General features: G+C 39.5%; 19 protein-coding genes. 10 read left to right on the top strand and 9 right to left on the bottom strand.

The features are described 5' to 3' along the window. Positions 1-21: 21 nt before the first annotated feature. A complete protein-coding gene (uvrA, locus tag H4J65_RS17375) occupies positions 22-2895 on the bottom strand; it encodes an excinuclease ABC subunit UvrA (protein WP_182198939.1) in 2874 nt (957 codons plus the stop codon). 371 nt (positions 2896-3266) lie between these two features. Here uvrA and H4J65_RS17370 point away from each other — a divergent pair, with 371 nt between their 5' ends. After that, a complete protein-coding gene (locus H4J65_RS17370) occupies positions 3267-4631 on the top strand; it encodes an MFS transporter (protein ID WP_182135937.1) in 1365 nt (454 codons plus the stop codon). A 56-nt stretch (positions 4632-4687) separates the two neighbouring features. On the opposite strand, the gene H4J65_RS17365 is transcribed toward H4J65_RS17370, so the two are convergent. Continuing rightward, on the bottom strand, positions 4688-5116 hold the full coding sequence (locus H4J65_RS17365) for a hypothetical protein (protein WP_310649952.1): 429 nt from the start codon (positions 5114-5116) through the stop codon (positions 4688-4690). 486 nt (positions 5117-5602) lie between these two features. Here H4J65_RS17365 and H4J65_RS17360 point away from each other — a divergent pair, with 486 nt between their 5' ends. After that, entirely contained in the window at positions 5603-7633 is a 2031-nt protein-coding gene (locus H4J65_RS17360) for an NADPH-dependent 2,4-dienoyl-CoA reductase (RefSeq protein WP_182184305.1), read from the top strand. Between the two features lie 322 nt (positions 7634-7955). Then, the gene (gene pssA / locus H4J65_RS17355; RefSeq protein WP_182135935.1) at positions 7956-9287 is read left to right on the top strand and encodes a CDP-diacylglycerol--serine O-phosphatidyltransferase; all 1332 of its coding nucleotides are present in this window, start codon (positions 7956-7958) and stop codon (positions 9285-9287) included. Positions 9288-9551: 264 nt separating this feature from the next. On the opposite strand, the gene H4J65_RS17350 is transcribed toward pssA, so the two are convergent. Then, complete coding sequence (locus H4J65_RS17350; RefSeq protein WP_182198938.1) at positions 9552-10250, bottom strand: 2OG-Fe(II) oxygenase; 699 nt, start codon at positions 10248-10250, stop codon at positions 9552-9554. 255 nt (positions 10251-10505) lie between these two features. Here H4J65_RS17350 and H4J65_RS17345 point away from each other — a divergent pair, with 255 nt between their 5' ends. After that, positions 10506-10898: a thioesterase family protein gene (locus tag H4J65_RS17345; RefSeq protein ID WP_182135933.1), complete on the top strand. Its 393-nt coding sequence runs from the start codon at positions 10506-10508 to the stop codon at positions 10896-10898. Positions 10899-11285: 387 nt separating this feature from the next. Beyond that, entirely contained in the window at positions 11286-11963 is a 678-nt protein-coding gene (gene ssb, locus H4J65_RS17340) for a single-stranded DNA-binding protein (protein ID WP_259367646.1), read from the top strand. Positions 11964-12183: 220 nt separating this feature from the next. On the opposite strand, the gene H4J65_RS17335 is transcribed toward ssb, so the two are convergent. The 5 genes from H4J65_RS17335 to H4J65_RS17315 form a co-directional block, all read right to left on the bottom strand. Then, the gene (locus H4J65_RS17335) at positions 12184-12621 is read right to left on the bottom strand and encodes a universal stress protein (RefSeq protein WP_182198936.1); all 438 of its coding nucleotides are present in this window, start codon (positions 12619-12621) and stop codon (positions 12184-12186) included. 473 nt (positions 12622-13094) lie between these two features. Beyond that, the gene (locus tag H4J65_RS17330) at positions 13095-13991 is read right to left on the bottom strand and encodes a TIGR01777 family oxidoreductase (protein WP_182198935.1); all 897 of its coding nucleotides are present in this window, start codon (positions 13989-13991) and stop codon (positions 13095-13097) included. A 233-nt stretch (positions 13992-14224) separates the two neighbouring features. Then, entirely contained in the window at positions 14225-14416 is a 192-nt protein-coding gene (locus tag H4J65_RS17325) for a hypothetical protein (RefSeq protein ID WP_182198934.1), read from the bottom strand. A gap of 174 nt (positions 14417-14590) precedes the next feature. Beyond that, positions 14591-15730 carry an anhydro-N-acetylmuramic acid kinase gene (locus H4J65_RS17320; protein WP_182198933.1) on the bottom strand — a complete coding sequence of 380 codons (1140 nt, stop codon included), beginning with the start codon at positions 15728-15730 and terminating at the stop codon, positions 14591-14593. A gap of 1 nt (position 15731) precedes the next feature. Next, on the bottom strand, positions 15732-17129 hold the full coding sequence (locus tag H4J65_RS17315; protein ID WP_220460906.1) for an OapA family protein: 1398 nt from the start codon (positions 17127-17129) through the stop codon (positions 15732-15734). 193 nt (positions 17130-17322) lie between these two features. Here H4J65_RS17315 and tyrS point away from each other — a divergent pair, with 193 nt between their 5' ends. From tyrS to H4J65_RS17290, 5 genes are all read left to right on the top strand, one after another. Then, positions 17323-18522 (top strand): tyrosine--tRNA ligase, encoded by a 1200-nt coding sequence (gene tyrS / locus H4J65_RS17310; RefSeq protein ID WP_182184302.1) that lies wholly within the window; start codon positions 17323-17325, stop codon positions 18520-18522. Between the two features lie 320 nt (positions 18523-18842). Next, a complete protein-coding gene (locus H4J65_RS17305; protein ID WP_182184301.1) occupies positions 18843-19436 on the top strand; it encodes a DUF4136 domain-containing protein in 594 nt (197 codons plus the stop codon). Then, on the top strand, positions 19433-19885 hold the full coding sequence (locus H4J65_RS17300) for a hypothetical protein (RefSeq protein ID WP_182198932.1): 453 nt from the start codon (positions 19433-19435) through the stop codon (positions 19883-19885). The genes H4J65_RS17305 and H4J65_RS17300 overlap by 4 nt, the downstream gene beginning before the upstream one ends. A gap of 194 nt (positions 19886-20079) precedes the next feature. Then, positions 20080-20403, top strand: coding sequence for a ribonuclease E inhibitor RraB (locus H4J65_RS17295; protein ID WP_182135924.1), 324 nt, complete (start codon positions 20080-20082; stop codon positions 20401-20403). A gap of 326 nt (positions 20404-20729) precedes the next feature. After that, a complete protein-coding gene (locus H4J65_RS17290; RefSeq protein WP_182135923.1) occupies positions 20730-21011 on the top strand; it encodes a hypothetical protein in 282 nt (93 codons plus the stop codon). Positions 21012-21764: 753 nt separating this feature from the next. Here H4J65_RS17290 and H4J65_RS17285 read toward each other — a convergent pair. Then, a complete protein-coding gene (locus H4J65_RS17285; protein ID WP_182135922.1) occupies positions 21765-21965 on the bottom strand; it encodes a hypothetical protein in 201 nt (66 codons plus the stop codon). Positions 21966-22539 lie beyond the last annotated feature (574 nt).

Raw genomic sequence — 22539 nt, 5'->3', positions numbered from 1 at the left:
GATTGATGTTGATGTGATGTTTTATTTAGCGCGTGATTTTTTAGCTGCTTTCTCTTTAGCTGCTCTTTCTTTAGCGAGTAAAGGTTTTAAGAATCTCGCAGTATGAGAGCCTTTATGTTCAGCCACTTGCTCTGGCGTGCCTGTGACTAATATTTCGCCACCACCTGAACCTCCTTCTGGGCCTAAATCTATCACCCAATCTGCGGTTTTTATGACGTCTAAATTATGCTCAATCACTACAATGGTATTGCCATGGTCACGTAAACGATGAATGACCTGCAATAACTGTTTAATATCGTGAAAATGCAAACCAGTGGTGGGTTCATCTAAAATGTAAAGCGTTTTACCGGTATCGCGTTTTGATAACTCTTTCGATAATTTTACCCTTTGTGCTTCACCGCCCGAAAGTGTGGTGGCTGACTGACCCAGTTTTATATAAGTGAGGCCAACATCCATCAAGGTTTGTAACTTACGTTTTATGGCGGGAATGGGTGAGAAAAACTCACAAGCATCTTCAACGGTCATATCAAGCACTTCATGAATGCTTTTGCCTTTGTATTTTACTTCTAAGGTTTCACGGTTATAACGTTTACATTTACACACGTCACAGGGTACATAAACATCAGGTAAAAAATGCATTTCAACTTTAATTAAGCCGTCACCCTGACAAGCTTCACAGCGTCCACCTTTAACATTAAAGCTAAAGCGACCGGCTTTATAACCCCGTGATCGCGACTCTTGTGTGGCGGCAAAAATATCACGAATAGCGGTAAACATACCTGTGTAAGTGGCGGCATTAGAACGTGGCGTTCTGCCAATCGGGCTTTGGTCAATATCGATGACTTTATCAAGTAAATGTAAACCCATAATTTCTTTATAGGGTGCGGGTTCTTGTGTGGTTGCACCATTTAATTCAATATGAGCAAGTTTGTACAAGGTATCGTTAATCAGCGTTGATTTTCCTGAGCCTGAAACGCCAGTAACGCAAGTCATTAAGCCATTAGGAATAACTAAATCAACATTTTTTAAGTTATTACCTGTGGCGCCTTTAAGTTCAACAACATTATTTTTGTCAAAAGGCACTCTAACCTTAGGTGTTTCAATGCGCTCCTTACCTGATAAGTATCTACCAGTAAGTGAGTCTTCACATGCTAGAATATCATCAACATTGCCTTCAGCAATAATATGACCGCCATGAACACCAGCGCCAGGACCAATATCAATAACGTAGTCAGCGGCGCGAATCGCATCTTCATCATGCTCTACCACGATAACGGTATTGCCTAAATCACGTAAATGGATCAGGGTTTCTAATAAACGTTCATTATCACGTTGATGCAAACCAATCGATGGCTCATCTAAAACGTACATCACCCCGACTAAACCGGCTCCTATTTGGCTCGCTAAACGAATACGTTGCGCCTCACCACCGGATAAAGTGCCTGCGGCGCGTGACAAGTTAAGGTAATTTAAACCGACATTGACCAAAAAGCCTAAGCGATCACAAACTTCTTTCAGAATTTTTTCAGCAATTTGTCCTTTTTGCCCCGTTAACTCCAGGTTCTGGAAGAACGCCAAGGCATCGGCAATGGCATATTCAGCCACCTCAGTTAATGGGGTATTACCCACAAAAACATTACGCGCTTCTAAGCGCAGTCGACTACCGTTACAGTCTGGGCAACTTTGGCTATTAAGATATTTAGCTAACTCTTCACGTACCGCGTTAGATTCTGTTTCGCGGTAGCGGCGATCCATATTATTTAAAATACCTTCAAACGGATGTTTGCGAATCACAATGTCACCACGGTCATTCATGTATTTAAATTCAATTTTTTGTTTGCCACTGCCGGTTAAAATCACTTGTTGAGTTTTTTCATCTAACTCATTGAAGGGTAAATCTAAGGGAAATTGATAATGATCAGCTAATGCTTGCAACATTTGATAATAATAGAAATTACGCTTATCCCAACCACGAATAGCGCCACCGGCTAAGCTTAACGCTGGATTGGCAATAACACGACTTTGGTCAAAAAACTGTTGATTACCTAAGCCATCACAGGTTTGACATGCACCTGCCGGGTTGTTGAAAGAGAACAAACGTGGTTCTAATTCTTGCATGCTATAGCCACATTTCGCGCAGGCAAAATTAGCTGAAAACACTAACTCCTCTCTTTTGGGGTCATCCATAAAGCCAATTTTCACCGTACCTGAGGTCAGTGTAAGCGCGGTTTCAAAAGATTCAGCAAGGCGTAATTGAATATCTTCACGCACTTTAAGACGGTCAACGACCACCTCAATAGTATGTTTTTTCTGTAGCTCTAAGGTCGGTGGATCGGATAAATCACAAATTTCGCCATCTATTCGAGCACGAATATAGCCTTGTGCGGCCAGATTATCGAGTAACTTAACATGCTCACCTTTACGGTCTTGTAGCACCGGTGCTAAGACCATTACCTTAGTGCCTTCTTCAAGCGCTAATACCCGATCAACCATTTGTGAAATGGTTTGTGCCGCTAGCGGTTGATGATGTGTTGGGCAACGGGGTTCACCAACACGAGCATAAAGCAGGCGTAAATAATCATATATTTCGGTGATAGTGCCGACCGTTGAACGCGGATTGTGCGAAGTCGACTTTTGCTCAATTGAAATGGCCGGAGATAAACCTTCAATGTGATCGACATCAGGCTTTTCCATTAAGGATAAAAATTGGCGCGCATAAGCAGAAAGTGATTCTACATAACGTCTTTGTCCTTCAGCGTACAAGGTATCAAAGGCTAAGGAAGACTTGCCTGAGCCGGAAAGACCGGTGATAACAATTAATTTGTCGCGAGGAATATCTACATTAATATTTTTCAAGTTATGAGTGCGAGCACCCCTGACTTCAATTTTTTTCATAATGATATGGTGACCAGTTTAACGCCCGAGGCTTGTTGTACGAAATACCTGTATGCAAAGATCAGACTGATTGTAAATTACCTTAGGTTCTAGCAAGGTTAAATAATTATTAACAACAAAATACGACCCGAGTAGGGCTGTTTTTACAGTAAATTATCCTAAAGCTTGTTTTACCTGAACATAAAGTTAGAATCGCATATTATTGCACAGTTTTTTAATCCAAATTCAGCTAAAATCTCTGTTTTTGTTCATTCAAAACCCGTGTTAAGATGTGTGCGTTTATATATACCCGTTCCACTTCAAGATGCAGATTTGAGCAAGTCGAGAAAGGGTATAGCTATAGCCCCTATAAATTAAGAGTTAACACCTTCATGAGTGCATCTGGTTTAAATAGTATTGAGAAGAAGGCCGCCATATCGTTAGCATCGGTATTCGGCTTACGAATGCTTGGCTTGTTTATGATCTTGCCTGTGTTTGCCATTTATGGTGAAGAACTTATTGGCTATAGCCCTATTTGGCTTGGCTTAGCGATTGGTGCCTATGGATTAACGCAGGCATTGTTACAAATTCCTATGGGGATTTTATCGGATAAATTTGGTCGAAAACCCGTTATTTTAGTAGGATTGTTGATATTTCTTCTCGGTAGTATTGTCGCGGCGATGTCAGAAACTATTTATGGTGTGGTACTAGGTCGTGCATTGCAAGGTATGGGTGCGATAGCCAGTGCGATATTGGCCTTAGCGGCAGACTTAAGTCGTGAAGAACAACGACCAAAAGTCATGGCGACCATAGGTATGTTTATTGGACTTTCATTTACTATTGCTATGATTATTGGCCCAATAGTCGCGCAAGCGTTTGGTTTGAGTGGCTTGTTCTGGTTTATTGCGATATTAACCCTATTTGCCATGCTAACGATTCAATTTATTGTCCCTAATTCAATTAATACCGCCCCTAAAGGTGACAATGTTGCACTGCCCTCAAAACTTGGTCGCTTGATTCGTGACGGGCAATTGTCACGTTTAAATTGGGGGGTATTTATTTTACATATGGCTTTAACCGCGTGTTTTGTCACTCTACCAAAGCAATTTGTTGAGAATGGTTTAGCGCTTGAACAACATTGGCAGCTTTATTTACCGACCTTAATTGGCTCGTTTTTTCTGATGGTGCCCTTTATGATCATCGGATTGAAAAAACAAAAAGAGACGCAAATGTTTAGCGCCGCAGTAGCCTTGCTAGCGATAGCCTTATTATTACTCTGGTATCTGCCCACTAGTCTGACGACATTAATTGTCTTGGTCATGATGTTTTTTACCGCCTTTAATTACTTAGAAGCGACCATGCCATCAATATTGTCACGCATTGCACCTGCCGGAGTAAAAGGCAGTGTGATGGGCATTTATTCTAGTAGCCAGTTTTTAGGCGCTTTTGCTGGTGGTATTCTTGGCGGCTTTATTGCTGGTGAATTTGGTGAGCAAACGATATTTTTAGTCACAGGTTTATTTGCGCTGGTTTGGTTGCTATTAAGTTTGGGCATGAAGCCGTTGAAAAAATCTAAGGCTTATAGTTTTGCAACCAATATTATTAGTGATGAAAAAGCGCGTGACATAGCACAACAACTCAGTGAAATGCCGGGCGTAATTGAAATTACTATCATGCATGACGAGGCGGTGGCTTATTTGAAAGTGGATGATAAAACTGCTGATCTTGCTGGTATCAAAGCACTGCTCAATCCATAGTGAGTGTGTACTTTTATCATTAATCTCCAAGGTTATTAAGCCAAACTCAAAGGCTTTTAATTTACCATGGTGATGAAATCAGTGATATTTTTTCCTGCTATTTGTATACTGATTTCATCATCAAGCACTTTTCCCATCATGGCAGCGCCTATAGGCGACTGTGGCGTAATAACCACGATATTAATGGTATTACTCTGCACAGCTAACTTGCAGCGATAACCACCAGCCGCGGGCGCAAGAAAAAACCACTGTTGTTTATCAATATCTTTTTCCAACTGCACCACTGAGCCAATGTTTATTTCTGGTTTTTTCTGTAATGCGGTCAGAGGAATACTTTGTAAGCGTTTAATGGCATAGCGAATCTCGTCCACACGTCTTGACTGGCCTTCGGCTAGGTAACTTTGCTCTATTGCCAAGGTGTCATATTGTGTTTCTGCGACTGACTGATCGTCGGTCGCCGCCTTATGGGCATTATTTGCTGCCACTAATGCCAAGACTAATTCCTGCTGCAGTTGCTCAGTGATTTGACCAATGATGCTATTTTTGTCGATGTTAATAATACCCCTCCTTATGAGCTACAGCCCAGCATAGCAATGTTTACGGCACAGCATACTCAGTTTATGTCGAAAGTAAACGGGCACTTTTTACGACCGTGAATTCAGCCAGTAACAATCCCTATCTGACAGGTGTCAAAATAAAGCTTGAGTTTTGCCTTAGTAGCAGATATTTTAGACACTGGCTGGTTCGAGTAAAAAACATGAACTAGCTTTAAATATAATACCCATCGAAATAAGTCAGTGACAATAGCTAACGTGTGTGATTAAAAGCAGATGTTTATTGTTGCAGACTAAACATAAGTACCTGCATCCATGTAGACAAAGCAGGTATGGATTATTCAGGCCACCTCAGAATGATCGATACTTTATTTCAATGGCTATAAATTAATATGACAACCACAAAAGTGACTTACTATGAATAATAATGCTGCCTTTCCACACTTATTAGCGCCATTAGATTTAGGCTTTACCTCCTTAGCTAACCGAACATTAATGGGCTCAATGCATACTGGCCTTGAAGAAGAAAAGGGCGGTTTTGATAAACTCGCAGCATTTTATCAAGCACGCGCAAAAGGCGGTGTTGGCTTGATTGTTACCGGTGGTATTAGTCCTAACACTCGAGGTCGCTTAACCCCTTTTGGTTGTGAGTTAAGTAGATTTTGGCACGTGGGTAAACACAAAAAAATTACCACAGCTGTGCATCAATACCCAACAAAAATTTGTTTGCAGTTATTACATGCCGGCAGATATTCATATCACCCGTTTAGTGTTTCAGCCAGTAAAGTAAAGTCGCCGATTAACCCTTTCACCCCAAAAGCTATGTCAGTACGCCAAATCAAAGGCACGATTAAAGACTTCGCTTATTCGGCAAAACTCGCAAAAAGAGCGGGCTATGACGGTGTTGAAATTATGGGTTCTGAAGGCTACCTGATTAACCAATTTAGCTGTGTAAAAGTCAATAAACGCACCGATGAATGGGGTGGCAGCATTGAAAACAGAATGCGTTTAGCGATTGAAACTATTCGTGCGGTGCGAGCAAGCGCTGGCGATGATTTCATTATTATATTTCGTTTATCTATGCTCGACTTAGTTGATGGCGGCAATAGTTGGCAAGATGTTGTTACTATGGCTAAAGCGGTTGAGGCAGCAGGCGCGACTTTAATTAATACGGGTATTGGTTGGCACGAAGCACGTGTTCCTACTATTACAACCTCAGTGCCACGCGCCGCATTTACTTGGATCACCGAGCGAATGAAAAAAGAGATCAAGGTGCCTTTAATTACCACAAATCGTATTAATACTCCTGAAGTGGCAGAAAAAATATTGTCGACAGGCCAAGCTGATATGGTGTCAATGGCGCGACCATTTTTAGCCGACGAAAATTTTGTTGCTAAAGCCGCGGCCAATAAAAGTGATGAAATTAATACCTGCATTGGTTGTAACCAAGCGTGTTTAGACCACGTGTTTAATCAGCAACGTGCGTCATGTCTGGTCAACCCAACAGCCTGTTATGAAACTGAATTGACCTTTGAAAAAACTACCGCCAAGAAAAAAATTGCTGTGGTTGGCTCAGGGCCTGCAGGTTTAGCATTTAGTGTTTATGCCGCTCAACGTGGTCACAGTGTAGAGATATTTGATCGGGGCAGTGAAATTGGTGGCCAGTTTAACTACGCCAAGCAAATACCAGGTAAAGAAGAGTTTTTTGAAACCTTACGTTATTTTAACAAGCAAATTGAGCTGTTAGGCATTGGCTTAAATCTAAATCAAGAACAAAGCGCAGAACAGTTAATTGCGGCCGGCTTTGACGAAATAGTGCTAGCAACAGGCATTGTACCCAGAGCGCTTGACATTAAAGGCATTGAACATGAGAAAGTTAAATCTTATATTCAAGTATTACGCGATAAAGAACCGATAGGTAAGCGTGTTGCCATTATTGGCGCCGGGGGTATTGGGTTTGATGTCGCTGAATTTTTAGTCGAAGAAGAATCGTTGACGACAAACCCTGACAAATGGTTAAAAAGCTGGGGTATCGATAAAGAGTATCAAGAAAATGGTGGCTTATCCGGCAAACCTGTTCAAGAAACCCCTGCTCGTGAAGTTTATTTACTTCAACGTAAAACCAGTAAAGTGGGCGGCGGTTTAGGTAAAACTTCCGGTTGGATCCATCGCTCTACTTTGAAAAAAAATGGCGTGAAAATGTTAGCGGGCGTTACTTATCAAGAGATTAATGATGAAGGTTTAGTTATTTCTGTTGATGGTGAACAGCAAACGCTAACAGTAGACCATATCATTATTTGTGCAGGGCAAGAATCTGAACGTGGTCTTTACCAAGAGTTGCAAGCACAAGGCGTGACGGCACATTTAATTGGTGGTGCTAAGATTGCGGCTGAACTTGATGCAAAACAGGCCATTAGACAAGCAGCAGAATTGGCCGCTAAAATCTAATCAAACGGTTTTTAAAACGGCTGATGACTCTGCTACACAGGCTATCGCTCAGTTTATAAAATAAAATATAGCCTGGCTCTATGTTCACAACCTACTTCTTGTTAGTGTGGTTGTGAACATTAAACCTGCTCGATATTGCTGTAAATATCGACAATTTATCACCATCAAGTCAACGTGTTGCACATACAGGCATTAATATGTTTCAACTCGTAGAGGATCTTGCGGTACAATCAGGCTAGTTTACTTTGAAAATAATACTTAGATTGAATGAATCATAATAAAACACTTAATTTAGCTACTACTCAAGCGGGCAACCGCTAATATGGTTATCGTTAATTCTAACGTTGGGATCGCAAATACCGATATAGATATTGCCCATTGCGCTGCTGATTTTAAGCAAATGCTCTTGGCTGAAATTGTTCAAGCAAAGTCACGTATTTATATTTCTGCGCTTTATATTCAAGACGATGCAGCAGGCAGAGAAGTGCTGGCCGCTTTATATCAAGCAAAACAGCAGACCCCAACATTAGATATTTGTTTGTTTGTTGATTTTCATCGCGCACAACGCGGTTTGATCGGTGAAAAAGAGTCTGGTGGTAATCGTGATCTCTATTTAGCACTTGAACAGCAACATCAAGTATCGATTAATATTTACGGTGTACCGGTTAAACGTAAGGAATTACTTGGCGTTTTACATTTAAAAGGCATGGTGATCGATAACGTGCTGCTGTACACCGGAGCGAGTATTAATGATGTGTACTTACAACAAGCGGGGCGTTATCGTCTCGACCGCTATTATCGCTTAGACAGCCAAGCGCTAGCGGATAATTTTTGCCAGTACCTGCAAGATTACTTTATTGACTCAAGTTTGGCACCACGATTAAACCACGGCGAGTTGCCAGACAGCAAAATAGTAAAACGCAATATTCTTCGTTTAACTCGATTATTAAAGTCATCAACATATCGTCCATTTAGTGCCGATCAACGCGACTATAAAGCTGATGATATTCAAACGTCTATGTTTGTTGGTTGCGGTCGCAGAGGCAATCAACTTAATCGTGTTATTAGAGACTTAGTACGCAGCAGTCGCGATACTTTAGTTATTTTCACCCCTTATTTTAATTTACCTAAACCTTTATTAAGAGATTTAGATGCCGCACTAAAGCGTGGTGTTAAAATCAGCTTTATTGTGGGTGATAAAAAAGCCAATGATTTTTATAATGCCGATGAAGCCACCTTCTCCACGGTTGAGGTTGTGCCTTATATTTATGAACGTTTATTAGCAACTTTCTTGTCACGACGTCAAAAATATTTGGATAATGGCACGTTATCGCTAAGGTTATGGCAGCATGACAATAACAGTTTTCATTTGAAGGGCTTAGTGGTTGATGAACGCTATCACTTGTTAACCGGCAGTAACCTAAACCCAAGAGCCTGGGCGTTAGATTTAGAAAATGCTATTTTGCTTGATGATGAAAAAGGTCAATTATTAGATAAATTTACTGCAGAATTTCAACGTATTAGCCAACACACAAAAAAAATAGATAAACCAAGCGACATCGAGAGTGTACAAAGTTATCCTGATAAACCTCGTAAGCTACTGAAAAAATTACGTATGACACAAATAGATCGCTTACTCAAACGCTTTCTTTAGTGGTGAATGTTGAGTTTTGTTAACAATTTCACTCAGTAACTAAAAAGCATAATGACCACATTATGCTTTTTTATTATGTGAAGCTAAGTGGCATTGATAATGCTGACTTTAGCGCAAGTGACTAATAAAGGCTGAAATTGAGCAAGCTGATATCATTTATCGTTAAGGGCGTAGAGCTTTAATTGCTGACTTACACTAAGTCCCGCAATGACTTCTTTCTGACAAAGCCGTTAAGATACAAGCCTAATGGCGGGTATTTTTTTGCTAACTTGGGGTATAAATCTGTTTGGCTGGATTAAAACTCACCCAAGAGGTTAAGACGTATTTATTCGATGAAATAGGAATGTTGCCTCGGTGAGTATGAGTAAAACCGCATGGCGCAATAACCATACTACCGGCATTAGGCTTAATGCTTTTATTTTGGTAATAAAAGTCAGTTTCACCACCTTCCTCAACATCATTTAAATAAATTAAAAACAGTAATACCCTATGCAGCGCTTTGTTCTCACCGGGTTGTGGAAATATTTCTGAGTGCCAATAGCCATAATTACCCTTACCTTGTTCATAACGTTGGGCGTTAACCGGGGCTAAGTGAAACAAATACTTTATCAAGTTAAATAAGTTAGGTTTGCCCACTTCTTCAAAGTTATCAACAGTCAATACTACGGCCTGCTTGGTTTTAGGATGTTGTACTGTTAGCGATATACCGCCAATTAAACTAAAAAAATATTTGCCAATATAATCGGTAATTTGTTCGCTACAGGCCTGTAAAATTGTTTGCAATGCCGGTTGAAACTCTGCATGTTGACCGAGATAAATATCGTGGCTGAGCTTTTTAGTGGTATCAACGCCGTTACCCGTTCTGCCGGGCACTTGGTGTGGGCTATTGTCAAAATCGAGGATGAATTTTTTACAAAACTCGGGACTGAGTGCGTTAGGGTATACTTCAATAAAGTCTGTCATGGCTATTTTCTTATTACTCATCTGGCTTTAGCATACAACAAACTAGCGCTAATTTAATTACCTTGCTGAAAAATCTCTGTAGTATGTGTCGCAATGTTCATTTACTAAGCCTTGTTCTTCAATTGGTTTTTCAATTGGTATTAGGCTTAATGAAATGACAATCACCCAATACCGAGCTATCGATCTACTCAAGTGTTGATAGCAGCAATTAAAATAGTTAATTATTTATATAACAAAGCAATGTAGAGAGTCATTATGATTAAAGAATGTATAAGACCAAGATTTTGTGAAACGGATGGGCTAGGTCACATTAATAATACCGTAGTTGCACAATGGTTTGAGGGCGCACGCGATCCAGTTTTTAAATGGTTCTCACCTGATTTAAACCTAACAGATTGGAAATTAATTTTAGCTAAAACGACGGTTGAGTTTCATGCTGAGCTGCAATATGGCACTGATGTCGAATTAAAAACCTATATTAGCCGCATTGGCAATAGCTCGTTTGACGTCTATCAAGAAGCTTGGCAGCAAGATAAAAAATGTGCATCAGGTACTGCTGTAATGGTGCATTTTGACCATAAAACTAAAAAATCACAAAAGATATTAGCACCAACAATTAGTATTATGAATGAGCATTTCATTGAATAATTAGCGTTATCAATTACTTTTATATCGGTCTTTATTTTAATTAACCTCAGTTAGATTTTCATAAAAACACCCTGAGTTAAGAGCAAGCAAAGTAAAATTGCACTCAGTTAGTGCGGTTACATGAATTTTTACGATGAAAATCAAAGTGCTTTAAAAACTTTATCTGAGACCAGTTTACTAGCGAAAAACCGTTATATTCTGGTGGGTCGTTATTAGGGTATTAGCAATAAAGTATTTTACAAAAATAGTGCAAACCTAGCGTAATTTTTTACTCGTAGTGTTAGAATCTAGGTATTGTTATAAAAAATAAATATTCTGAGCGAGTTGACGTTTGGAAAGTACTAAATTAGTAAAGTAATACTTTACTGCAAATATAGGATTTTGTTCATGGCTGGTGTCAATAAAGTAATAATTTTAGGTAACTTAGGGAAAGACCCTGAAGTGCGTCATATGCCTAATGGTGGAGGGGTTGCTAACCTTACTATTGCAACTTCTGAAACTTGGAAAGACAAGCAAACGGGTGAACAAAAAGAAAAAACTGAATGGCACCGTGTGGTGATGTTTGGCAAACTAGCTGAAATTGCTGGTGAATATTTAAAGAAAGGTTCTAAAGTTTATATTGAAGGCGCTTTGCAAACACGTAAGTGGCAAAACCAACAAGGCCAAGACCAATACACGACTGAAATTGTTGTTCAAGGCTTTAACGGTACGCTGCAAATGTTAGATTCTCGTGGCGGTAGCGGAGCCAGTGCAGGCGGTTTTAACCAGCAAGCTCCTCAACAATCAGGTGGCTTTCAACAGCAACAACCACAACAACAAAGTGGTGGTTTTAACCAGCAAGCTGCACCTCAGCAAGCCTATAATAAACCTGCACAGCAAAGTGGTGGCTTTCAACAGCAACCAGCTCAGCAATCATCTTCACAACAGTCCGGTGGCTTCCAACAACAGGCTGCGCCGCAACATTCTGGTGGTTTTCAGCAGCAACAAGGTGGCTCTCAACAGAATGCACCTAAAGTGAATCCACAAGAACCAACTATTGATTTTGATGATGACATCCCGTTTTAGCACATAGTTAATTAATAACTAGCTTCTGAGAAAACAGTTGTTATAGGGTAAATAATATAAAAAAGGTGAGCATCTGCTCACCTTTTTCCGTTTTAAAACCAAAGTGTTATATAAAAATTACTGTTTAACACCCATTTGACTAATTAAGTGTGCTGCTTTTTTATTTTAAGCATTAAAAATGAGCAGATAATTAATCAACTTGGTATAACTCACTCATTGACTATGGCACTAGCACAATGGGTATGCCGACATGATGAGCTAATTTATTAGCCACACTGCCGAGTAATATGTCAACAATCTGAGATCGTCCTTGGCGGCCGACAAAGAGCATATTCGCGTGTAATGCTTTAATTTGCTCTTTTATTACGGTGGCAGGATCACCCCAAATAAGATCTGTGGTGATCTCTACGTTTACATTGTGGTATTTTTCAACTAATGGCGCTAACACTTTAGCTCTGGTATCGTTTTCTTCAGCTGTTTGATCTACTATGATTGGCGAGGTACCTTCAAGTAGTACAGGTTGTAAATATGACCAATCTTTTACCATTAATAACATTACCTTAGCACCAGTTTTATTGGCTAAATCAATGGCTCGCTCAACGGCTCGTAAACTCCACTGACTGCCATCGACGGCAACAAGGTATAAAGGTTTTTTCATTTTATTCTCCTGAAAGTAATCCCCGCTTATGCCACCACTTTTGATATTTCTGTTTTATACCAAAGGCTATGGGTTAAGCCCGGTTCGATTAAGTTATTGGTTATCACGATAGTAAAAATGTGCTGTTCGTTCAAGTTGAACTCGCAAGCTTTTTGATACAAATCAATATATTGATCAATTAAATAATCTGTTTGGTTGTTAGTGAGTGTCGTTTAAAATCAGGTTAGAAAAGTAGCAAGCATCAGCATAAATAACGCCATACTCAATAGTGACTAAGTACTTGTAGCTATGGTATTACCGTCAACACATTCGCGAGTAAAAATCTCACCAGTGAAAGTGTTTTTAGGGGAAATATTACCAGCGACAATATTACCAGCGACAATTTTTTCAGGAAAAATTTCACTGTCGACAATATCAAGGCACTTACTGTGTGGAAAAATTTTCTTTTGAGCTACAACCCAGTTTAGGTCACTTTATGGCTTAACTAAGAGTTGTTTTAGTGCTACCTCTAATGAAGGGTATTGAAACTTAAAGTTATTATTGAGTAGCTTGCTCGGTAAAACGTTTTGGCCATATAGGACTAAATCTGCTGACTCGCCCATTAATGCACGTAATACAAAAGCTGGAACTCTGAACAGACACGGGCGTTTGAGTACGGCACTTAAGGTTTCTGAAAACTCTTGATTACTGACTGGCATAGGCGCTGTAGCATTGATAATACCCGTGAGTGAAGTTTGGTAGACTGCCGCTAACAAAACAGCAACCATGTCATCAATGTGTATCCATGACATAAATTGCTCACCGCTAGCAATAGGTCCACCAAGGCCAAATTTGAATGGCAGTAACATTTTTTGCAACGCACCACCGTTTTCAGCCAAGACAATACCGGTTCTTATAATGCAAACGCGGGTTTTATCTGACGCGGCAGTTTGGGCTATTGCTTCCCACTTTTGGCAAACCTTGTGACTAAACTCATCGTGTATCTCTTGGTAGCTCTCATCTATCGCTAATGCGCCTTGGCGGCCATAAAAGCCGATAGCACTGCCGGAAATTAAACTATGTGGCGGATTAGTCGCTGCTTGTATTTTTTCAACTAGCTTTTGGGTTATTTTCCAGCGACTTTGGCAAATAGTATTTTTTTGTGCCTTTGACCATCTTTTGTCAACAATGGCTTCACCGGCTAAATTAATAACCACATCAAGTTCATTAAAGTCAATATCGCCAAGTGTACTGATAAATTCAATATTATCAGGCAGTATGTTAGCGGTTTTTGCAGGATTACGGGTTAAAACAATAATGCGTTCGGCACTCAGGTGCTGGATCAGTGCTCGACCTATCAGGCCGCTACCTCCGGTAATAAGAATATTCATCATTGTTCCTTGAGTTAACGCTTGTCTAAATAAGTTATTAATCACTTAGATATATTAGGTTTTATATAATAGTTATACCGAAAAATTTAGTTTATGGATCACTGTATAACAATATACGGTAGCAATAAACTATAACAGTACAGTGTGTTAGTAATGTAACACAGGCAATAAAAAAGCTCCCACAGGAGCTAATTTATCATTAGGTATATCATTAGGTAAGTAAAGTAAAAAATTTAGTAGTAGATGTCTTCTTTGTTGTGCGCTTGAGGATCTTCAATAATCTCTTCAAAGCCAACGGCAAAACTATCGTTGTGATCGGTATTTGCCAAATAAATAGTGCGGGTTGAACCATCAATCCAAGTCACCGTGCCGCTACCTTTTTTACTACCGCATTTCATACCAATATGTAGGTCTTTAAATTCCACTGTGTTTTCTCCTCGTTTGTTGTCGAATATCGAATTGGGCATTCGATTAAGCAAACGCTACAATTTAATTAGAATAACTATCGTCAAAATAGTTCAAATATTCTGCAGTTAACGTACTTTTTTTCGACAGGAACGAGTTATTATAAAGAGAAAAATATTCAGATCTAGTTATTTTTAAGGCTTAACACTGATACCTAAAACAGCCGGCTTGTTAGCGCCTGTTACCGCGGGAATGTTACCAAAAATATTTTTATCAAATGCCAAGGCTAGCCAAGCAAATGCCATGGCCTCTAATGAATCACTATTAATATTTTTGGTTTGAGTATTTACTACTGAATGCTTGTTAAGCTTTTGATTTAATAATGAAACTAAGTAATTATTTTCAATGCCGCCACCACAAAGGTATACGTCAGACTTGGTACTTAGTTGGTTAATTTCTTGTGCGATCGTCTCGGCGGTTAAGGCGGTTAATGTTGCTTGAATATCGGCAGGTTTTAATCGACTTTGGTCGGTAAATTTTGCTAACCATTGGGCGTTAAAATACTCTCGACCAGTACTTTTAGGGGCAGCTTGCGAGAAGTAGGGTTCACTTAACATTGCTTGCAGTAATTTATGGCAGACTTGACCTGAATTGGCCCACTGGCCTTTAGCGTCATAGCGTCCTGACTGGTGCAGTTCAAACCAATAATCCATTAAGGCATTGCCTGGACCGGTATCAAAACCCGTGGTTTTATGTGGGGCATTTTTTGGCAGAAAAGTAATATTAGCAATACCACCAATATTGACCACAAAAACGTCTTTTTCAGTTGAGCCAAAAATAGCTTGGTGAAAAGCAGGTACTAATGGCGCTCCTTGGCCACCTAGAGCAATATCTTTAGTTCTAAAGTCACCAACCACGCGAATGCCGGTCAATAATGCTAAGGTTTGTAAACAGCCTATTTGCAGGGTAAAAGGTGTGGTTATCTGTGAGGTTTTCACCGGGCGGTGTCGAATGGTTTGCCCATGACAACCGATGGCGGTGATATCTGCTGAAGAGAGTTTTTCTTGCTGTAAAAATTTTATAATGGCTTGAGAAAATTGCTGAGCTAACTCGATATTAAGGCTACCAGCGCGATCAATTTCATTAGCGCTAGTGTTATATAAACTCATTATTTTTTGTTGGGTGTTGTTATCGTAAGCCTGATAATAGCTTGCAAGTAAACTTGCGCCATTGGCTTGTTCTGGTTGTTCACCATCAAATTCGACTAACGCGAGATCAATGCCATCGGCGCTAGTGCCTGACATTAGACCAATATATCGCATTTTGTTGTTCATATTATTCCGCGCTTGACTGCATACTGAGCATTATACGTCGTGAGCCCATAAGCTCTGCTAGTCGCTGTTTCGCGATCACGTCAAATGCTTGTCTATATTTACTGCTAATAGGTTCAGCGTCTGGCAGTTTCACCGTTCTAGGATTGCGATGTACACCATTAAGTAAAAATTCATAATGCAAATGTGGTCCTGCTGCTAAGCCGGTAGAACCGACATAACCAATGACCTGTCCTTGTTTGACGCGTTCGCCTTTTTTAACGGCCCGTTTTGAAAAGTGAATATATTTGGTTTCAATACCGTTGCCATGCTGTAGAAATACGTGGTGGCCATTGTACTTGTCGTAACCCGCTTGTACGACCTTACCATCACCTGCGGCAACAACTGGTGTACCTGTTTTAGCCGCATAGTCGGTGCCACGGTGGGCCTTCCAACGTTTTTGTACTGGATGGAAACGTTTGAGTTTAAAATTAGAACTAATATATTTAAAGCTGACCGGCGCTCGCAAGAAGGCTTGGCGCATACTTCTGCCTTCTGCAGAGTAATACTCGCCGTTAGTGTAGCGAATGGCTTGAAAAGTCTCACCTTGATTAATAAATTCTGCTGCGACTATGTTGCCAGTGCCAATAAACTCACCTTCAACATATTGGTTTTCATAAACCACATTAAAGCTATCGCCTGCACGAATATCCAAAGCAAAATCAATATCCCAGCCGAAAACATTTGCTAAGTTGATAATCTGCCCATCATTTAGACCCGCAGAGGCAGCAGCAAGCCAAAAATTTGCTTTAATCACGCCATGGGCAATAGCTTCACGTATCTCAACACTTTTGCTCTCTTTATAAGCGTGATATTGCTGATTTTGTAAATTAACGAATAAGGTCTCATTTTTTGATAACGGATACTCAAGTGAGACTAAGTTACCTTCACCGTCTTTACCTATGCGCATGATGTCGTCAACACTGAGTTTTTTCAGCAATTTACTACCTTCACCTTCGGCGGTGATCACTTTGTAAGTGGTGGTAGCATCTAAGCTATTGCGTTTAAATATTTTTGCTAGCGAGTCGCCATTTTTTACCTTGACCGATTGCCACTGCAATTGTGCCGCGTCTTCTTCAATATTACTCGGCAGATCCCTGATAGGCTCTTGTGTAATTTGTAACGCGTCGATGGGTTGAACGGGTAATTGAATACTAACGGGCGGATCAACATAACCTGTCTGCTCGGGTATAGCGACTTGATAGCGCTGGCCCACTTTAAATTCGACATCGTTACTCAACGTTGCTTGATCACTGCTCTTTAACGGCATGATTAATAAAAATAACACTACAACAGCACATGCAGTAATAATTATTTGATGCTGTTTTGGCAGGGCAAAATATAAATTTTTTATATTTTTCAAAAAGATAAGGCCTATAAATTGAGTTTTAATGCGACAACTGTTTTTTATTATAACAAAATAATATCGTGCTAAACAATGATAGGGTTTTCACCACAGTTAAAATTACAGTAGAATTCGACAATTAATTAATTTATTTGTTATATACCCGCACCTTGAAGTGGAAAGTGTATATACACCCCTGTGGAGCCTAGTCATGTCAGATGTAAGCCAAGCGTTTGCAGAAATAAAACGCGGTGCAGAAGAAATTCTGCTAGAAGATGAATTGTTGGCCAAGTTAAAACTAGGAAAACCGTTAAAAATTAAGGCTGGTTTTGATCCAACAGCACCAGATTTACATTTGGGTCATACTGTATTGATAAATAAGTTACGGCAGTTTCAACAGTTAGGTCATGAGGTTATTTTCTTAATTGGTGACTTTACTGGCATGATTGGTGATCCCACCGGTAAAAATGTTACGCGCAAGGCCTTAACGAAAGAAGATGTTTTAGCAAACGCTGAAACGTATAAAGAACAAGTATTTAAAATTCTAGACCCAGCGAAAACCACGGTTGCCTTTAACTCAACGTGGATGGAAAAACTTGGCGCGGCAGGTATGTTAAAGCTAGCTTCACGCCAAACCGTTGCGCGTATGATGGAACGCGACGATTTTAAAAAACGTTATAACGGCGGCCAAGCCATTGCCATTCATGAGTTTATGTATCCTTTAGTGCAAGGTTGGGACTCAGTGGCTTTAGAGGCTGATGTTGAATTAGGTGGTACCGACCAGAAATTTAATTTATTAATGGGCCGTGAACTGCAAAAGGCAGAAGGGCAACGTCCACAAACTGTGCTTATGATGCCATTACTTGAAGGCTTAGACGGCGTGCAAAAAATGTCTAAGTCGTTAAATAATTATATTGGTATTACTGACGCACCGAATGATATGTTTGGTAAAATCATGTCGATTTCTGATGATTTAATGTGGCGCTACTATGAGCTACTTAGCTTTAAACCGATTGATGTGATTAATGGTTATAAAGAAAATATTGCCGCAGGCTCTAATCCTCGTGATGTGAAAATTGACTTAGCTAAAGAGCTAATTGAGCGTTTTCATGACAAGGCAGCAGCTGAAGCGGCTCATCAAGAATTTATTAATCGCTTTCAAAAAGGTGCTGTGCCTGACGACATATCAGACATAGACGTGATGGCCCAAAATGGTGAAATTGCCATTACTAACTTGTTAAAAGAAGCCGGTTTAGTCGCCAGTACTTCTGAAGCTATGCGGATGATAAAGCAAGGTGCGGCGAAAATTGAAGGCGAGAAAGTTGTCGACAATAAGCTGATGATCAGTGTTGGCTCAACGGCCATATACCAAGTCGGTAAACGTAAATTTGCTAAGGTTACGGTTAAGTAAACCCTATCAAATTAACCTGTTGTTAAGAAGCCAGTAGTTGTTACTGGTTTTTTTATCGACAGTAAGTACCGTCAGTTTTATTTCCAGAACAAATAAGTACTGACATCTATGTAGGCAATGTTAAGTTCACATGGTCTTTTCTAGCCATCTCGATCATTGCTCTTGCATTGCCATGATGACTTTAATCTTTTTAAGAACAAGGCCTTGCGAGATTAACACCTTGATATATGTCGATGTTAAAGGTGAGCGATATCATAGGAAAAGTTGTAATTTACAACTAGCTTGGTAATCTAGGGGATTATTTATTGTTTGAAGCTAACATGACAAATATTAGATTACTTAGCTGCTTGGCGTTAATAATCAACCTTGTTGCTTGTTCATCTATGAACAGTGCTACCACGTCATTTCGTGATGGCTTTGATTTTTCGGCCGTTGAAAGCTATAGCACTTATGGTCGTAACTCCGCCTTTGGTGATTTACAAAACCTCAACGACACTATCCGAAACACCATTGAACTGGCTATTGAGCAAGGCTTTAACGAAAATGGCTTTCGTTATAAAACTTTTATCAAGGCCGATATACTTATTGCTTATCACGTGCTTGATAACAATTTTGCCGAACTTAAAAAATATGATCAGCAGGTGAAATATTGTGGTTATTGTTTAAGAGCAGGCAAAAACACGCGCCTAGAGTTAGAAAAAAAGCTAGACCCCGGTAGTTTGATTATCGATATTATCGACCCAGAAAATCAACGTTCAGTCTGGCGCAGTATCTATCCGTTAGGTTTTAAACCTCAAGATAATAGCCGCGAAATGCAGGAAAAAATTAGTAAAGCGGTTGATAGCATGTTGCGCGATTATCCTCGTGGCAAAAATATAAGCCAAATTGTTAACTTAAAGGAGCAGCTTACATGACGATTAAGTGGCTAGTTATTACATTATTTACCCTGACCTGTTCCATGGTCATTCTACTCGGCTTGGGCTATTTTCTGTCGGAAAATGAAAAAGCGACCATGCCACCTAAGTACCCATTGGCGCAACAGACTCAGCTACAGCAAAAAAAACCGCTTTTACGTCAAAGTATGACCGATGTTGCTAAACCAGAAACTGACGCTAACATTATGAATAAATTTGAAAAAGCATTGATCAACAACTTAACTTGCATAACGTTAGCACAGTGCCAAGTCGTTACCGTTAAATTCAAAAATATCGACTGCAAGTTAGCCAGTAATCTTATAGGAGCATCACAGCTTAAAAAAATAGCCACGCAGCGTATTACTATGAACACTTGCCCAACGGTAAATCCGCAAAGCCAACTCGCTTGTCAGCAAAATATTTGCACGCTAGTGAATACGCTCAATTAGTGTTAATGATCATCTCACCCGTCGCTTAAAAGGCTATTTAAGCGGCGTTAATTATTTTTGCTAGCGCAACGTTTATACAACCAGCGCTAAAAATAATTGTCTTGCCTAAATAGCTTTTAATTATCAGCCAAACGAGCATCTTGAATGGCTTTGGGTATATAATAAGGCATTGTTTTTAATAAATTGTATCTGATATGACCTTCCCCGACGATGAAACAGGCCAAGTATTAACTGAAATGCAAGCGGCTGGCATTAACTTAAATGAAATGCACCCAGTAGTATTTTTCCACTTATTTGAAAAAGAAATACAAGCGCAAGCTATGATCGAGCATTTAGCTGAAAAAGCGCCAGACATGGTGGTAACGCTAGAACCCGACGAGTTACCCAATGTGTGGGATTTAAACTGCACAGTAACCATGACACCAAGTTATGACGCTATTGTCGCGCAAGAAGCTGAGTTTGAGCTGCTAGCAACAAAATTTGAAGGCTTCAACGATGGCTGGGGTATTGAGGCTTAATAACTTGATTTGACTTGAGTTAACCTAAGTTGAGTTAATATAGCTTGAGTTAACTTACTTGAGTGAATATAGCTTAGCTCGAGTTAACTTAGTCTGAGTTGAAAATAACGGTTCGCCCAAAGATTTCGTTGATATATCATTGTTGCTAAAAATGTGTCTATTAACGTTTTCTAAATAACTGATACTATGAGATATTAACATTAGCTAAATAAGAAATATTGTGCTGAGTTTACTAAAATTTATCCATAATAGAGTGCTTTAAGCACAAAGAAATATAGTGCCATAGGCACAAGGATACAGCGCTATTTGCGCAGGGAGTTTCAACAATGTTCAATAAATTAATACCATTATCGCTGCTCGTTTTCTTAACAGCATGCGGCACAACTCAACCACCCCCGTACCAAAAAGATAGAAACCCTGAAGACAGAGATCAATACAGCGGCGCTGAAGGGCTAACCCAGCAACAAAAAGATCAAACTTATCTCATGAATAAAGCACTATCTGAGCAATGCACTACAGCTAAAATAGATTTGGCGATCGCAGTAACCGACAACAACGCTAGTGAAATTAAGCAACAAAATGCACTCATTAGCCGTACCTGTATATAAGTAAATTAATAGGCCTGATAAGTGTGTGCTGTGTTAACTGGGTGGCGTAAAATCAACCAAGCTATTGCTGTTATTACAAAATGTTGTAGTGTTTTTTTTAAGTTTGGAAGAGGGGGTTTTCATTGTTTTTTTAAAACGAAAGCTGCAGTTTAGCTGTAAGTTAGCCATGGTCATCGCTGCAAAGGTTTGGTTAAATATATAGAATAAATAAGAGGGCTCTTTTTTAGAATAAAAGGGACATCTCCTCTTATTCAGTTGTTAGTCATTTAATTAATGTTGGAGATTTCATGGATGAATGATCAGTAATTGAACTATGAACACAACAGAGAGAAAGTATTCTTGGAATATGGCGTAATTTGCTAAAAGTAGCTGCTGATCAAATGTAATCCAGATAGTCTCTTTATTCAATCATTGGTTCCTGGATAAGGTACGTAATATCTCAATTTTGGTTTTCATATAGCGATTGATATTACTGTAGTTATTTCCATATTAGTTTTATCAGGGGTATTAAAAAGCGCTAACAAGAAAATTAGCTAGGTCGCTCAATAGTTAGCTGTTTTATACAGTTCCTAGTTATTATCATATAGCTTACTTATTGATCAGTTTTTTCTACCTAAGTCAAAAAAAACAGGCTATTCACCTGTTTTAAAATTTCTAATTGAGCTATCCCATCGCAGATTATTATGCCAGTTCCTTTGCTCTGTATCTGCTGTTAGTCACTACACTGCGTGACAGCTTTAACCTGTTAATCGCCTAGTGAACTTCAGTAGGTCCATGACGATTTAGAATATCCATTATTTCCTGTTTTGCACTCTCTGGCATCATTACCTTGATCTGTGAAATTTTTTCATCGATAAAAAAATTCTCCCTGGGGATATCTTTATTCACCAGTTCATCAGCGACATTTGTAAGGGCATCTTTATCTTTATATTTTGCTGTAATAGTTTTGTACATGACAGTTTTCTCCTGTTTGGCCAATATCTTCTATAAGCTAAAGTCGATCTTGTGAGACGTTAAAACTGTTTTGAGATACGTTTTATGCAAGACCCTACAAAAGGAACTGCCTTGATATAAACACCGACTCACACGACCTGAGTAAAAATATCATTCTCCTTTCTCACTTATACTTTAGAACAGAGCATTGAATACTGCCAGTTTGTCGAACATTTCCTGCCAAAATTTATTAGCGAAAATAACTAGCAGATAGATGCCCTAATTATTCCCCACAACTCCTGAAAACAGCGCCTGAAAAGCCGGCACAACGAGTCGAAAGTACTAGATGTGTTTGACGCCTACTTACTACATGTAGATGTTCAGATGAGTATCATCCATATTACTGAACTGTGAGTCCATCTCGGTATAAACAATGACTTAGATATCGGCCTTGTTGTTAATAACCAAGGTAAAGATCAACAGTAATAATAGAGTAAGCAGGTGAGGATATTGAGTTATTGGCGACTTTCAATAAACTTGAATATCACAAGTTTATTGAAAGTTATTAGCCGCTCTATTAGCATTATTGTACTGG

The organism is Colwellia sp. MB02u-9, assembly GCF_014077085.1.
Lineage (GTDB): Bacteria > Pseudomonadota > Gammaproteobacteria > Enterobacterales > Alteromonadaceae > Cognaticolwellia.
Note: the sequence above shows the minus strand (reverse complement) of the source record. Positions and strands in the feature narration are given on the sequence as shown.

Coding starts and splice junctions, on each gene's coding strand:
- uvrA (WP_182198939.1), bottom strand. CDS start 2,895: ATGAAAAAAATTGAAGTCAGGGGTGCTCGCACTCATAACTTGAAAAAT.
- H4J65_RS17370 (WP_182135937.1), top strand. CDS start 3,267: ATGAGTGCATCTGGTTTAAATAGTATTGAGAAGAAGGCCGCCATATCG.
- H4J65_RS17360 (WP_182184305.1), top strand. CDS start 5,603: ATGAATAATAATGCTGCCTTTCCACACTTATTAGCGCCATTAGATTTA.
- pssA (WP_182135935.1), top strand. CDS start 7,956: ATGGTTATCGTTAATTCTAACGTTGGGATCGCAAATACCGATATAGAT.
- H4J65_RS17350 (WP_182198938.1), bottom strand. CDS start 10,250: ATGACAGACTTTATTGAAGTATACCCTAACGCACTCAGTCCCGAGTTT.
- H4J65_RS17345 (WP_182135933.1), top strand. CDS start 10,506: ATGATTAAAGAATGTATAAGACCAAGATTTTGTGAAACGGATGGGCTA.
- ssb (WP_259367646.1), top strand. CDS start 11,286: ATGGCTGGTGTCAATAAAGTAATAATTTTAGGTAACTTAGGGAAAGAC.
- H4J65_RS17335 (WP_182198936.1), bottom strand. CDS start 12,621: ATGAAAAAACCTTTATACCTTGTTGCCGTCGATGGCAGTCAGTGGAGT.
- H4J65_RS17330 (WP_182198935.1), bottom strand. CDS start 13,991: ATGAATATTCTTATTACCGGAGGTAGCGGCCTGATAGGTCGAGCACTG.
- H4J65_RS17320 (WP_182198933.1), bottom strand. CDS start 15,730: ATGAACAACAAAATGCGATATATTGGTCTAATGTCAGGCACTAGCGCC.
- tyrS (WP_182184302.1), top strand. CDS start 17,323: ATGTCAGATGTAAGCCAAGCGTTTGCAGAAATAAAACGCGGTGCAGAA.
- H4J65_RS17305 (WP_182184301.1), top strand. CDS start 18,843: ATGACAAATATTAGATTACTTAGCTGCTTGGCGTTAATAATCAACCTT.
- H4J65_RS17300 (WP_182198932.1), top strand. CDS start 19,433: ATGACGATTAAGTGGCTAGTTATTACATTATTTACCCTGACCTGTTCC.
- H4J65_RS17295 (WP_182135924.1), top strand. CDS start 20,080: ATGACCTTCCCCGACGATGAAACAGGCCAAGTATTAACTGAAATGCAA.
- H4J65_RS17290 (WP_182135923.1), top strand. CDS start 20,730: ATGTTCAATAAATTAATACCATTATCGCTGCTCGTTTTCTTAACAGCA.
- H4J65_RS17285 (WP_182135922.1), bottom strand. CDS start 21,965: ATGTACAAAACTATTACAGCAAAATATAAAGATAAAGATGCCCTTACA.